This window comes from Winogradskyella vincentii (genome assembly GCF_020166345.1).
Lineage (GTDB): Bacteria > Bacteroidota > Bacteroidia > Flavobacteriales > Flavobacteriaceae > Winogradskyella > Winogradskyella vincentii.
Map to the genome: position 1 here is coordinate 256,926 of NZ_JAIUJS010000003.1, position 13,596 is coordinate 270,521.

General features: G+C 31.5%; 12 protein-coding genes. 5 read left to right on the forward strand and 7 right to left on the reverse strand.

Features of this window, described 5'->3' with window-relative positions; all coding sequences use genetic code 11:
* Positions 1-31: 31 nt before the first annotated feature.
* Positions 32-2,725: a DNA gyrase/topoisomerase IV subunit A gene (locus tag LBV24_RS07090; RefSeq protein WP_224477902.1), complete on the forward strand. Its 2,694-nt coding sequence runs from the start codon at positions 32-34 to the stop codon at positions 2,723-2,725.
* A gap of 8 nt (positions 2,726-2,733) precedes the next feature.
* Here LBV24_RS07090 and LBV24_RS07095 read toward each other — a convergent pair whose 3' ends face one another.
* Genes LBV24_RS07095 through LBV24_RS07105 form a run of 3 tightly spaced genes read right to left on the reverse strand, consistent with a single transcriptional unit; the run spans position 2,734 to position 4,313 of the window.
* Positions 2,734-3,519: a TerC family protein gene (locus LBV24_RS07095; RefSeq protein WP_224477903.1), complete on the reverse strand. Its 786-nt coding sequence runs from the start codon at positions 3,517-3,519 to the stop codon at positions 2,734-2,736.
* Positions 3,520-3,523: 4 nt separating this feature from the next.
* Complete coding sequence (locus LBV24_RS07100; RefSeq protein WP_224477904.1) at positions 3,524-3,910, reverse strand: hypothetical protein; 387 nt, start codon at positions 3,908-3,910, stop codon at positions 3,524-3,526.
* Positions 3,911-3,944: 34 nt separating this feature from the next.
* Positions 3,945-4,313 (reverse strand): helix-turn-helix domain-containing protein, encoded by a 369-nt coding sequence (locus tag LBV24_RS07105; RefSeq protein WP_224477905.1) that lies wholly within the window; start codon positions 4,311-4,313, stop codon positions 3,945-3,947.
* Between the two features lie 303 nt (positions 4,314-4,616).
* Here LBV24_RS07105 and LBV24_RS07110 point away from each other — a divergent pair, with 303 nt between their 5' ends.
* The 3 genes from LBV24_RS07110 to LBV24_RS07120 all read left to right on the forward strand — a co-directional run bounded on the left by LBV24_RS07110 (position 4,617) and on the right by LBV24_RS07120 (position 6,895).
* A complete protein-coding gene (locus LBV24_RS07110) occupies positions 4,617-5,762 on the forward strand; it encodes a M14 family metallopeptidase (RefSeq protein WP_224477906.1) in 1,146 nt (381 codons plus the stop codon).
* Positions 5,763-5,836: 74 nt separating this feature from the next.
* Complete coding sequence (locus tag LBV24_RS07115) at positions 5,837-6,316, forward strand: Lrp/AsnC family transcriptional regulator (RefSeq protein WP_224477907.1); 480 nt, start codon at positions 5,837-5,839, stop codon at positions 6,314-6,316.
* A gap of 63 nt (positions 6,317-6,379) precedes the next feature.
* Entirely contained in the window at positions 6,380-6,895 is a 516-nt protein-coding gene (locus tag LBV24_RS07120; protein WP_224477908.1) for a DinB family protein, read from the forward strand.
* Here the strand turns inward: LBV24_RS07120 and aroB are convergent.
* A complete protein-coding gene (gene aroB / locus LBV24_RS07125) occupies positions 6,890-7,963 on the reverse strand; it encodes a 3-dehydroquinate synthase (protein WP_224477909.1) in 1,074 nt (357 codons plus the stop codon). The two genes, LBV24_RS07120 and aroB, sit on opposite strands and share 6 nt — an antisense overlap.
* Positions 7,964-8,060: 97 nt before the next feature.
* Between aroB and LBV24_RS07130 the strand changes: the two genes are divergently transcribed.
* The gene (locus LBV24_RS07130) at positions 8,061-9,233 is read left to right on the forward strand and encodes a proline dehydrogenase family protein (protein WP_224477910.1); all 1,173 of its coding nucleotides are present in this window, start codon (positions 8,061-8,063) and stop codon (positions 9,231-9,233) included.
* Between the two features lie 5 nt (positions 9,234-9,238).
* On the opposite strand, the gene LBV24_RS07135 is transcribed toward LBV24_RS07130, so the two are convergent.
* The 3 genes from LBV24_RS07135 to LBV24_RS07145 are packed head-to-tail and all read right to left on the reverse strand — an operon-like array spanning position 9,239 to position 13,585.
* On the reverse strand, positions 9,239-10,369 hold the full coding sequence (locus tag LBV24_RS07135) for a polysaccharide deacetylase family protein (RefSeq protein ID WP_224477911.1): 1,131 nt from the start codon (positions 10,367-10,369) through the stop codon (positions 9,239-9,241).
* A gap of 23 nt (positions 10,370-10,392) precedes the next feature.
* Positions 10,393-12,759, reverse strand: coding sequence for a GumC family protein (locus tag LBV24_RS07140; RefSeq protein WP_224477912.1), 2,367 nt, complete (start codon positions 12,757-12,759; stop codon positions 10,393-10,395).
* A gap of 46 nt (positions 12,760-12,805) precedes the next feature.
* Positions 12,806-13,585: a polysaccharide biosynthesis/export family protein gene (locus LBV24_RS07145; protein WP_224477913.1), complete on the reverse strand. Its 780-nt coding sequence runs from the start codon at positions 13,583-13,585 to the stop codon at positions 12,806-12,808.
* Between the last annotated feature and the right edge of the window lie 11 nt (positions 13,586-13,596).

The window sequence follows — 13,596 nt, forward strand, 5'->3', positions numbered from 1 at the left end:
ATTTTCATTATAAAGTTGTGAAGTAAGACTTATGTCAGAAGAAAACGAAGAATTAGAAAACATTAATAGCGAAGAAAACCAAGAGCCTCAAGAGACCATAACTAGAGTTACTGGGATGTATAAGGATTGGTTCTTGGATTATGCCTCTTATGTAATCCTTGAACGTGCTGTGCCAGCAATTGAGGATGGTTTTAAGCCAGTTCAGCGTCGTATAATGCATTCCATGAAAGACCTGGATGATGGTCGTTATAACAAAGTAGCCAATATTGTAGGTCATACGATGCAATACCATCCTCATGGTGATGCCAGTATTGCTGACGCAATGGTTCAAATAGGCCAGAAAGATTTATTGATAGATACGCAAGGAAACTGGGGAAATATTCTTACTGGTGATAGAGCAGCGGCTTCAAGATATATTGAAGCAAGACTTTCTAAATTTGCTTTAGATGTTGTTTACAACCCTAAAATAACAGAATGGCAAGCATCCTACGATGGCAGACGCAAGGAACCTATTAACCTACCGGTTATGTTTCCACTTTTATTGGCCCAAGGAGGAGAAGGTATTGCTGTAGGTCTCTCAACTAAAATATTACCACATAATTTTATTGAATTAATTGATGCTTCAGTTAAGCATTTAAAAGGTAAAAGATTCACAATATTACCTGACTTTCCTACTGCTGGTATTGCGGATTTTTCAAATTACAATGATGGAATGCGCGGTGGTAAGGTTAGGGTTAGAGCTAAAATTTCACAATTAAATAAGAATACCTTAGTTGTTTCTGAAATTCCATTTGGAACCACCACGTCATCGCTAATTGATTCAATATTAAAGGCTAATGATAAGGGTAAAATAAAGATTAAACGTATTGAAGATAATACTGCGGCCGAGGTTGAAATATTGATTCATTTACCTTCAGGATTATCACCAGATAAGACTATTGATGCTTTATATGCTTTTACAAACTGTGAGACCTCAATTTCACCTTTAGGTTGTGTAATTGAAGATAATAAGCCATTTTTCGTAGGTGTAACTGAAATGTTGCGTCGATCAACAGATAATACTGTACAACTCCTTAAACAAGAATTAGAAATAAAGCTTGGTGAGTTTGAAGAGCAATGGCATTTTGCCTCTTTAGAACGTATTTTCATTGAAAACAGAATTTACCGTGATATTGAAGAGGTAGAAACTTGGGAAGGTGTCATAAGTGCAATAGATAAAGGGCTTAAGCCTCATGTTAAGCATTTAAAACGTGCGGTAACAGAAGAGGATATAGTTCGGTTGACCGAAATTAGAATTAAAAGAATATCAAAATTTGATATAGATAAGGCACAGCAAAAAATAGATGCATTAGAAGATCAAATTGCTGAAGTAAAGCATCATCTTGCAAACTTGATTGATTATTCAATAGCCTATTTTGAAAGATTAAAGAAAGAATATGGAGAAGGAAAAGAACGAAAAACTGAAATCAGAGTATTTGCTGATGTAGATGCAACTAAAGTTGTCATACGTAACACCAAACTATATGTTAATAGGGAAGAAGGCTTTGTTGGGACATCATTGCGAAGAGATGAATATGTGTGTGATTGTAGTGATATAGATGACATAATAGTTTTTACCAAGGAAGGTAAAATGATGGTTACAAAAGTAGACTCAAAAACGTTTGTAGGTAAAAATATTATTCATGTTGCTGTATTTAAGAAAAAAGATAAGCGCACTATTTATAATATGATTTACCGTGATGGAAAAGGCGGTCCATCATACGTTAAGCGATTTGCTGTTACCAGTATAACTAGAGATAGAGAATATGATCTAACTAATGGCAATAAAAATTCTGTTGTATGGTATTTCTCAGCAAATCCAAATGGAGAAGCAGAAGTTGTCACGGTAATGTTAAGACAAGTAGGAAGCATTAAAAAATTGAAGTGGGACTTAGACTTTGCGGATATCCTAATAAAGGGTAGAGCTTCTAAAGGTAACCAGGTTACAAAATATTCAATTAAACGTATTGAACTTAAGGAAAAAGGAGTTTCTACTTTAAAGCCTCGTAAGATTTGGTTTGATGATACAGTGCAACGGTTAAATGTTGATGGTAGAGGAGAGCTTATTGGAGAATTTAGAGGTGAAGATCGTTTATTGATTGCTACTCAATCAGGTATTGTAAAAACAATAATTCCAGAACTAACAACTCATTTTGATAATGATATGATAGTATTGGAAAAATGGATACCTAAAAAACCAATATCTGCAATCTATTATGATGGTCAAAAGGAAAGATATTACGTAAAACGCTTTTTAATTGAAAATGAAGGAAAGGAAGAATCTTTTATATCAGAACACCCTAACTCACAATTAGAAATAGTTTCGACAGATTGGAGGCCGATGGCTGAAGTTGAATTCACAAAAGAACGAGGTAAGGATAGAAAGCCAAATTTAGAGGTAAATCTTGAAGAATTTATTGCTGTTAAAGGTATAAATGCGCTTGGTAATCAATTAACTAAGGAAAAGATAAACCAGATAAATTTATTGGATCCTTTACCATATGAAGCACCAGAGGAGGTTCATGCTGACGAATTAGAAGTCGTAGATGAACAAATGGTGGAACCAAAACCATCTGAAAATATAGCAACTTCAGAAGATGCAGCTAATACCACAACAGAACAGAATAACCCTTTAGATGGCTCTGATCCGGAAATTGATGATTCTGGTCAGGCCTCATTGTTTTAATTAGAGTGTTATTTGTTTTTTGTTGTTCTGTAATTCAAGAATTCTACAAACAATGAAAATGCTATTGCAAAATATAGATAACCTTTAGGTATTGCACCAACTGATGTACCGAAGAACTCAGTATGAGAGAGGTGAGCAGATTCTGTAATAAGCATAAAGCCAATTAATATCAAAAATGCTAAGCCCAGAACTTGCATACTTGGGTGTTTGTCAATGAATTTGCGTATTGGATTTGCAAATCCAATCATAACAATTATAGAAATCACTACTGCAATAATCATTAAGACTAATGTATAATTATGATTAGGGTGAAGACCATTAGTCATTCCAACAGCTGTAAGAATTGAATCTACAGAGAATATAAAATCAATAATTAAGATTTGTGTAATAGCTTGAGACAAAGATTTAATTACCTTAGATCTGACTCCTTCTTCATCATGGCTAGGCGTTTCAACCTTTTCTCTTATTTCTGATGTACTTTTATAAATCAAAAATAATCCACCTGCAAACAAAATAAGTGCCTGCCAGCTTATTGCCATCTTCAGCCATTCATTTTCTAAAGTATAAAAAGGCTCACTTAGCCCAATTAAAAATGAAACAAAGAATAGTAAAATAACTCTTTGCAACATGGCTAAAATGAGACCAATATTGGTCGCTTTATTTCTTTGATGTTCTGGTAGTTTATTAGCTGCAATAGAAATAAACACAATATTGTCTATCCCTAAAATAATTTCAAGAAATGTCAATGTTAAAAGGGCCATTATGGCATCTGATGTAAGGAGGAATTCTAACATATGCTTATTCTATTCTTTTTGCGATTCCCTTTTCAACACGCTGTGGTCTATTAGGTTTTTTTACTGCCAATTTATACTCAAATGTATATGAACTGTCTGTTGTTGATAAGATTTTCATATGAATTGCGTCTTTATCAGCATTTGATTTTGGGTTTAATTTTTTTAAAATAAACTCACAATCATTTATCCACCTTACCGTAGAGGTATCAACAACACCATCATAATAATCAATATTATAGTTTAGCGTCCGTACAAATTGACCGGTTTTTTCTAGTCCGTCAATAGTATATTTAAATTCAAATTTACCAGTTTTATAATCACTACAGTTTCTACTTATACTATAGCAACTAATAAATAAGAGACAAATAAAGGTGTAGGATAGTCTTTTCATCTTAATTACAAAAATACTAAATCAGCATTGTAAATTAAGGATTGTAACTTTTGAATGTGCCATCCGTGTAAAAAATAACTATTTTCTCAATTCCTTGATCAAGATTTGTGTCAACTTGTGCAGTTTTTTCATTACTGGTATCATCAGTAACTATTTTAGGAACATCTTTACTATTGTTTTTTGGAAAATTTCCCTTTCCATTTAACAACCAATAAAGCTCAACATCTGGATAGGTGTGTAGTACTTTCATGACAAAGTCTAAACTTGGTTTATTTCTGCCAGAAAGAATATGCGATATGCTCGATCTTTGAACTCCAATTTTCTCAGCAAAACTTGATGCTGTTTCATCATGGAAATCAATGATTTTTTGTAATCTATTTGTAAATTCTCTGTTGTTTATCATTGTAAACAAGGTTTGTCACTACTATAACGTTACAAATGTAAACAATTGTATAGTGTTTCTATAATTAATTATTTACATAATGTAATATCGTTTAAACAAATACTTCACTTTATATATATAATATACTGATATAAAATAAATTATAATAATAAATATAAACACTTTGAATTATTTTCAATACATTATTATTTAAAATCAGAAATGCTCTGTTTTTTTGTATAGAATTGTAAAATGTAGCATAAACACATAGTTTACAAATGTAAAATATTAAAAGATTACATTTGTTATTGCTTAAATAAACAAATGAATATAAAACGAATTTTAAGGGATTATTCCAATATAAAAGAACCTCTTCTTTTTGGTCGATATATAACTAACAAAGACATTGAAAAGTGCTTTAAAAAATTAAGAAAAATTAAGGTTGAGGTAATTGGTAATTCGGTTGAAAACAGACCAATTTATGGAATGAAAGTTGGTCATGGATCAATCAAGATATTAATGTGGTCTCAAATGCATGGTAATGAATCCACAACCACCAAGGCATTATTTGACTGTTTGAATTTATTTGAGTCAAAAAATGAGTTGTCAAAAAACATACTTGAAAATTGTACACTATACATTATTCCTATTTTAAACCCAGATGGTTCTCAGTACTATACAAGATTAAATGCAAATAAGGTAGATTTAAATAGAGATGCCCAAGATTTATCTCAACCTGAAAGTAAAGTGTTAAGAAGCGTATTTAATGATTTTAGGCCTAATTATTGTCTTAATTTACATGGGCAACGCACAATTTATGGAGTTGGTGATACAGGCAAATCAGCTTCAATGTCATTTCTTTCCCCATCTCAGGATGAAAAACGTTCAATTACGGTTAATAGAGAAAAGGCGATGTCTATAATTTCTAGCATAAATGAAGCTCTTCAAGATCTAATACCAGAGTCTATTGCAAGGTATGATGATGGATTTAACCTTAACTGTGTTGGTGATACGTTTCAAAGTTTAGGGATTCCAACTGTCCTTTACGAAGCTGGACATATAAATAATGATTACAATCGTGAGGAAATTCGTGAATCAGTATTTATTTCTTTGTTAATGGGTCTATCAGTTATCGCTAATGGAATCAATACTTCAAACGCTAAAGATTATTTTAAAATTCCAGAAAACACAAAATCATTTTATGATATAATAATTAGAAATGCTAAAATTATTCCTGAAGACGAAATGATAGTTGATATAGCTATTCAATATGAAGAGGTGTTGAATAATGAAAAATTAATATTTAAACCTAAAATTGAAGTCATTTCAAATCTGGATAAATATTTTGGTCATAAGGAATATGATGCCGAAGGGGAAATCATAAAATCTGTTGATAAAATTCCGTTGGAAGTTGCTCGCGAAATCGATTTCGTTCTAATAAATAATGATAAAATAGCACTAAAACCTTAAAATAATTCACTTTAAATGATTATTTGTCAATGAAAATACTTTATTTTTGCATATAGTTTAAAGAATTTACAATTATGGCAAAGTTTAAGTTAGATGAAATAGACCACCAAATCCTCGATATGTTAATCGATAATACTCGTATTCCATTTACGGATATCGCTAAAAAATTATTGATTTCAGCAGGTACTGTTCATGTCAGAGTAAAGAAAATGGAGGAAGCAGGGATTATTAAGGGTTCGTCACTGACTTTAGATTATAAAAAACTTGGTTACTCCTTCATTGCATATGTTGGTGTATTTTTACAGAATACGTCACAAACAAAATTTGTTTTAGAACGTATAGAGAGTATTCCATATGTTACTGTAGCTCATATAACAACAGGAAAGTTTAATATTTTTTGTAAAATAAGAGCAAGGGATACAATGCATGCCAAAGAAATTATTTTTATGCTAGATGATATTGATGGCGTATATAGAACAGAAACAATGATCTCATTAGAAGAAAGTATCAATGATAAAAAACGATTGATGCATACAATTTTTAATGAGTTATAATAAATAAGTTGAACCAAATTAAACCCTTAGTTACTTTTACTGAGGGTTTTTTTATTTAAAGCTATGAATGAAAATTTCTTAAATCCTGAAGAGTATAATCCATATTACAAACAATATATAGATAAAACATCTGACTTGGATATTGTTAATGGACTAAAACAAAACTTGATTTCTGTTACAGAGTTCTTTGAATCTATTCCTCAAGAGAAGCATTTGTATGCATATGCAGAAAATAAGTGGAGTATATTGGATATTTTGCTCCATATCATAGATACGGAACGAATTTTTAGTTATCGAGCATTAAGAATCATTAGAAAGGACAAAACTCCAATGGTAGGATTCGATCAAGATGAATTTGTTATTAGTGGTAATGCCAATAACAGATCTATGGAAAGCTTAATTGAAGAATATAAGTCTGTTCGTAAAAGTACGATTACACTTTATTCAAATTTAAGGTCTGAATCATTGAAGTTAATTGGTGAGGCAAGCGGTTCAAACATTTCTGCTAGAGCAATTGGTTATATAATTACAGGACATGAAAACCACCATATTTCAATTATTAGAGAACGATATTTATAGATTGTTATAATAATCGAATGCTTCAAAAATTAGGTCATTACTCACCTCGCAATCTATTGTTGGTTTGCCAATGGCATTTAGCAATACAAATTTAACTTTGCCATGACTATTCTTTTTGTCGTGCTTTAGCAGCCTAATGATAACTTCCAGATCTTGATGGTTTATTTCAACCTTCTGAAATGATTTTAATATACCATCAGTTATATTAGCTAGTTCTTCTAAAGACATTCCACATACTTTTGTAGATAGGTAAGCTTCAAGTAACATGCCAATAGCAATCGCCTCGCCATGTAGTAATGGAGTCTTATCTGCATTTTGCAAGAAATAACTTTCTATAGCATGGCCTAAGGTATGTCCAAAGTTTAATATTTTCCTCAGTCCTTTTTCTGTAGGATCCTCTGAGACTATATTATTCTTAATAACCACTGAATCGTAAATGAGCTGATCTAGATCTGATATATCTAATTTTTCAAGTTGGGTCAAAGTATCCCAATAGTTCCTATCGGTGATTAATCCATGTTTAATCATCTCTGCATAACCAGAAATCATGTGATTTTGGGGTAGGGTGTCTAGAAATGATGTATCAATTAATACCATACTTCCTTCACTAATAACTCCAATCTGATTTTTAAGAGAACCTAAATCTACACCTGTTTTACCACCAACTGATGCATCAACCATAGCTAATAGGGAAGTTGGTACATTTATATAATCAATGCCTCTCATATAGGTACTCGCAACAAATCCTCCTAAATCAGTAACAACACCACCTCCCAAATTGATCATTAAACTTTTACGGTCAGCATGGTATTCAGAGAGTGCTTCCCACACACCTGTGCAAATATCAATTGTTTTATGGTCTTCTCCTTCGGGCATTTCCATAACTTCTACTACAATATTATTTGACTCTAATTTTGATAGAAATTGCGGTAGACAATAGTCGTGAGTATTGGTGTCAACCAGAATAAAAATACTTGACGGATTAGTATTTTTAATGTGCCTATTTAACTCTATATATACATCAGAATTAAAATAAACAACTGCACTTTTAGTCGGGATAGATTTCATTTTGAAAAGTATCAATTTGAGCTTGTGAAAATACTCAGATTTTAGAAAAAATTAATGCTATTATAAATATATTTGTAATAATATATTCTAGTAACAAATGAAAGATCGTACATTATTTGAAAATACAGAAACTGCATTTGTTTTAAAATCAGATTCTGAATTAGAACGCGCCTATTTTTTGTTTAAAATGATTTCTTCACAACCGCTAGTGAAAATAGGCACTGCGGCAACAAATTTTGCGTTAAAAGCAAATTTACCAGTCGAAGGATTAATAAGATCTACTGTGTTTGATCACTTCTGTGGTGGTGTAAATGAAGAAGATTGTTTGCATGTAATTGATAATTTATATGCAAAGGGTGTAAGTTCAGTTTTGGACTATTCAGTTGAAGGAAAGGAAACTGAAGAACAGTTTGATAATGCCGTAAAAAAAATATTAAAAATTGTACAGTTTTGCGACGAACGTGATGCTATGCCAATAGTAGTGTTTAAACCTACAGGTTTTGGAAGATTTAAGTTATATCAAAAAATAACAGAAGGTAAACAGCTCACTGATGCTGAAAAAGAAGAATGGAATAGAATTGTTGAGAGATTCAAATCAATTTGTGAATTTGCAAAGGAAAAAGATGTTGAAGTATTAATAGACGCAGAAGAAAGTTGGATGCAAGATGCAGCAGATGAGCTTGTTGAAGAAATGATGCGTTTATACAACAAGGATAAAGCGATAGTTTATAATACTTTACAATGTTATCGTTGGGATAGGCTAGACTATTTAAAATCCTTGCATCAGAGAGCTAATTCAGAAGGATTTAAAATTGGAATGAAAATTGTCCGTGGTGCATACATGGAAAAGGAAAGGAATAGGGCAGAGGAGTTAGGTTACAAATCACCAATTTGTGAAAATAAGAATGCAACAGATGAAATTTTTGATAATACCTTGACTTATATTTTAAATAATCTTAGTGATATATCTATTTTTATCGGAACGCATAACGAAGAGAGTAGCTATTTAGCTATGGAATTAATGGAAACATACAGCATTGATAAAAATGATAACAATGTATGGTTTGGGCAGTTATATGGTATGAGTGACCATATAAGTTTTAATCTAGCATCACAAGGTTATAATGTAGCAAAGTATATTCCTTTTGGACCAGTAAAAGATGTCATGCCTTACCTTATTAGAAGGGCAGAGGAAAACACATCTGTTGCTGGGCAAACAAACAGAGAGCTTGAATTATTGAAAACTGAACGAAAAAGGCGTAAGATTTAATTCTCTTAAAATAGTTTGTCAAGAATAATTAGGCTTAGTTTACGGAAACGATAAGCATATTTACTTAAAACATTCCCATTGTGGTATTTAAATAAGGTTACTAAAAATTGGGGATTCTTAATGTAATGATCTTTTTTAGAAGTTTGTATAAAAGAAGTCATTGCTTTTCTCCTTATAATTTTTAGATCATGTATCTTGGTTGTCTTACTTTTTAAAGCAGATCCACCAGTCATAGCCTTGTAGCCGTGATCTTTTGCAGAATTAATACTAAGTTGATTGTTACCGCCTCCTGGCCAACAAATAAAATCGACAGATTTATTTAGTTTTTCTTCAATAATTGTTTTGCTTTGCTTTAATTCATATGAATAACGACTTTCAATTTCCGCATCTGATTCATATCTTCCAGGTAAATCATTAAGTTTTTCATTTAATTTTGTAATAAATTCCTTTTTGTTAATAGTGTTTTTAGAATTAGAATATTCATTAATTGCGTATTCATTTAATTGTCTATCTGGAAAATACCTGCGGGTACGCAACGCTCTGTCATATTCAAATATAGGTGTACCGTGCTTTATAAACTTAGATTGATCTTCATTAATGTAATATGGTTTTCTATTTGGATGACTCAACCAAGCTAACCAACTATATTCTGGTTGTCCAGTGTAAATGTCTACTACTTTATTTGAGTAAAAAAGAAAGTCATGACTCATGCTATGGGATTGGGTATCCATAACCCCCGAATCTTGCATTGTTTTAAGTTCTGCCCAATTTAAAAACCCAAGTGGAGAAAGTTCAGATATATCTATTTTGTTATCCCAGACATCCTCTAGGTTATATCTAATATCTATCTCATTTTGAATAAATTCTGGATTTACAAATATTGTTCCCTTCAATCCATATTTTTTTAATATTGGATATGCATAAACCCAGTTATCTAGATATCCGTCGTCAAAGGTAAGTACGACTTTATTTTTTGCATTTGGATCATCTAGCCATGAGTCAATAAATATAGTTTCAAAATTGTTATTAACTAAATATTTGCAAAAATTCTCAAAATGGTCTAGAGATATAGATAGCCAATTTCTGTACCAGTTTTCATTTTCACAACCAATACTATGAAGCATTAAAGTTATCATAAAATATAATTCTTATTTGAGGCTTATTTTTTTTTAAAAAATCTATACCATTTTTTCTTTTTAGTCGGTGAGCTACCATATCCATAGCCGTAACCATAACCTTTTTTACCTTTTTTAACACCATTTAGAAGGAGTGTAAAATTAGGTAATCTATTATCTTCATATAACGGCTGTGCTACATGAACAAGTTGTCTCTTATCAACATTGTCCGCACTAACCACATATACGAATAGATCTGCAAATTCTGAGATCAACAAGGTGTCACTAACTAATCCAACGGCGGAAGTATCAACAATGACATAGTCATATTGTTTTTCAGCATATTTAATAATCTCCTCAACTCTTTCACTCATTAAAAGTTCAGAAGGATTTGGTGGTATTGTACCTGAAGGTAAAATATCTAAATATTCATTTTCGGGATGATTACATATAACTTCACTTGGTTTTAAGCTAGAATCAACAATGTAGTCCGTCAATCCTATTTCTGGACCATCTGTTATACCTAAATAATTGATAATTTTTGGTACTCTAATATCCATTTCGATTAGTAAAACCTTCTTATTAGAAAATGAAATAGAGCTTGCTAAATTTGTACTTGTGTGTGATTTACCTTCCTGAGCCTTAGTGGAGGTAATAAACAGTTTCCTTCCTCTGTTTTTTACGTCCTTAAGCATGAAATCAATATTTGATCTTACAATTCTAAAGGCTTCAGCCTTAGGCGTGTAATCAACTTTCTTTATAAGTCTTTCTTTTTTAGAAGATTTTGGTATATCACCAATGTAAGGTATGTCTAGATGGTTTGTGACATCATCCTTGGTGTAAACTTTGTTATCTAATAAATCAATAATATAAATAATCCCAATAGGAATAAGCATACCAAAAATTAATGAGACCAAATAAATTATTACGGTATTTGGTGCTACTGGATTAAATGATGAATAAGCTTTATCTACAATTTTGGCATTAGGTGAATACATACCTAGTCGTATAGCAGATTCTTCTCTTTTCTCCAAAAGATAAAGAAAAAGTGATTCTTTGATATCTTTCTGTCTTTGTATGGACCTAAATTTCCTTTCTTTGGTTGGAGCAGAATAAAGTTGTCCACTGATGCGTCTACTCTCATTATTCAGATTTTCAAGGGTGAGTTTAGAGGTTTCTTTCATACTCTCTAACGAATTCTGGAGACTTGTTTTTAAAGTACTAATTTGATTGTTTAATTCAATTACAACAGGGTTTTTTTCTGTGGAATTTCTAAGTAAGCGATCTCGCTGAGCAACTAGTTCGTTATGGCTTTTAATAATCTGAGCTGTATTGGTATCTCCTATTCCAATATTTGCAGGAAGAAGATCACTTATTTTATTGTCATCATTTAATTCCTCCTCTAAATAAGAAATCATCTGAATGCTGTTAGATGTAGTAGATATCTGTTGCTCAAGCTGTGTTCTAGCTTTGAGGTTTAAGTCCGTTTGTGAACCAATTGCAGTCAGATTATTTTGTTGTTGTACCAGCTCTGCATTTGATTCCACCTCACCTAATTCTTGAGACACTTGTTGCAATCTGTTATTAATAAAATCTGAGGTTATCTTAACAACTTCCTCTTTGTCTTTGAGAACATCATTGTTATATACTTTAATAAGTTCGTTCAAATAATCAATTGCTTTTTGCGGAACTGTTTGATTTAAAGCTAGATTAATAACACTTGATCCTTTTTCAACTGATATGGTTAATGATTTCCTATAAGCATTGGCTAATTTATTCACCGGTCGAATAGAAATTCTTAAATTTAAGTCGTTAACCATATATTCAGATTCTAAATTTGGTACAATAACAAACCCTCCATATTTAGAATTTATTTTATCTCCAAAAGTATGAAGCTTTCCATCTGAGTCCTTTTTGTCTGCTAAGGATTTACCATCATCTTCAAACAAAATGAAATTGGTTTTGGATTTTATCCTAATAAGGATCCCTTTTTTTATTGTATAAATGAGTGAGTCACTTTCAAAAAAATTAATCTTTACAGGGGGATTTTTGTAAATTTCATTTTGCTTTATTTTTCCAATCGAAAAATAGCTTATGTTTAAGTTTAAATTTTTTATAATGTTTTCTGCTAAAGTCCTAGATTGTAATATTTTAACTTCATCTTTGATTTTATCAGAACCTTGTGAAAAAAAACCCGAGTTTTTAACATCTTCTAGGCTGGGTAATTTTGTAGATTGATCTTCTTCTCTAAGTTTAATTGTGGCAGTAGCCTTATACTCATAAGTGGCATACCTTAAGTAAGTATAGCCTATTGCTATGGCTATAATTATCGATAACAAAATCCATTTCCAGTATGACAGATATACTTCTAATATCTGAGAGATTTCTTTTCTAACCGATTTAGATTTCATATTATTAGATATTTTTTGCCTTAATTTTTATTTTAATTAATTATTTCTAGTTATTAGCTAAGAATATCGCAACAATAGTAGTAAGTGTTCCAATAGCACCGAGTAATAAATTATTGTTTTGATTGTATGTTGATGCCCTAATTCTCGCTCTGTTAGGTTCGACATAAATTACGTCGTTTTGTTGTAAATAATAGACAGGTGAATTAACTGTTTTTATTGAAGTTAGGTCAACAGTTGCAAATTTCTTTTTACCATCTACCTCCCTTATAATTAAAACATTTTTACGAGCTCCATAAATTGTTAAGTCATTCGCCATTCCTAGTGCTTCTAATAAGGTGATTCTTTCATCTTGAATTGTGAAAGTACCTGGATTTGAAACTTCGCCTATTATGGTAATTGTAAAATTTGCCAATCTTACGTTTACAATAGGATCGTTAGCATAAGTACTAATTCTTTCAGTTAACAATGACGTAAGTTCTGTTCTTGTCAAACCTGCAACCTTTAAAGTTCCAAGAACTGGAAATTGAATATTCCCTTCATAATCAACTAAATAAGATTGAACCTGTAGTTGTGCTTGGGCATTTAGTCCAACATTTGTGTTGTTGGCCACAACTGGCAAATTAAAAGGTCTTACGGTGTCTGGATCTAAAGCAGAAACATTAATAGTTATTATATCATCTGGCTTATATATAAGTTGTTCTGGTTCTGAAACCAATAAACCTGCTTCCACTGGCTCGTCTTGAAAGTAAACCAAGTTTTTTCGAGACGCACAAGATGAAATAAACAATACAGATATAATTGATACTGTTAAAAGGCGATTTTTCATATTTTATTTGA

Excerpts from the sequence above, each read along its gene's own strand:
- LBV24_RS07090 (WP_224477902.1), top strand. The coding sequence starts at position 32 with ATGTCAGAAGAAAACGAAGAATTAGAAAACATTAATAGCGAAGAAAAC.
- LBV24_RS07095 (WP_224477903.1), bottom strand. The coding sequence starts at position 3,519 with ATGTTAGAATTCCTCCTTACATCAGATGCCATAATGGCCCTTTTAACA.
- LBV24_RS07100 (WP_224477904.1), bottom strand. The coding sequence starts at position 3,910 with ATGAAAAGACTATCCTACACCTTTATTTGTCTCTTATTTATTAGTTGC.
- LBV24_RS07105 (WP_224477905.1), bottom strand. The coding sequence starts at position 4,313 with ATGATAAACAACAGAGAATTTACAAATAGATTACAAAAAATCATTGAT.
- LBV24_RS07110 (WP_224477906.1), top strand. The coding sequence starts at position 4,617 with ATGAATATAAAACGAATTTTAAGGGATTATTCCAATATAAAAGAACCT.
- LBV24_RS07115 (WP_224477907.1), top strand. The coding sequence starts at position 5,837 with ATGGCAAAGTTTAAGTTAGATGAAATAGACCACCAAATCCTCGATATG.
- LBV24_RS07120 (WP_224477908.1), top strand. The coding sequence starts at position 6,380 with ATGAATGAAAATTTCTTAAATCCTGAAGAGTATAATCCATATTACAAA.
- aroB (WP_224477909.1), bottom strand. The coding sequence starts at position 7,963 with ATGAAATCTATCCCGACTAAAAGTGCAGTTGTTTATTTTAATTCTGAT.
- LBV24_RS07130 (WP_224477910.1), top strand. The coding sequence starts at position 8,061 with ATGAAAGATCGTACATTATTTGAAAATACAGAAACTGCATTTGTTTTA.
- LBV24_RS07135 (WP_224477911.1), bottom strand. The coding sequence starts at position 10,369 with ATGATAACTTTAATGCTTCATAGTATTGGTTGTGAAAATGAAAACTGG.
- LBV24_RS07140 (WP_224477912.1), bottom strand. The coding sequence starts at position 12,759 with ATGAAATCTAAATCGGTTAGAAAAGAAATCTCTCAGATATTAGAAGTA.
- LBV24_RS07145 (WP_224477913.1), bottom strand. The coding sequence starts at position 13,585 with ATGAAAAATCGCCTTTTAACAGTATCAATTATATCTGTATTGTTTATT.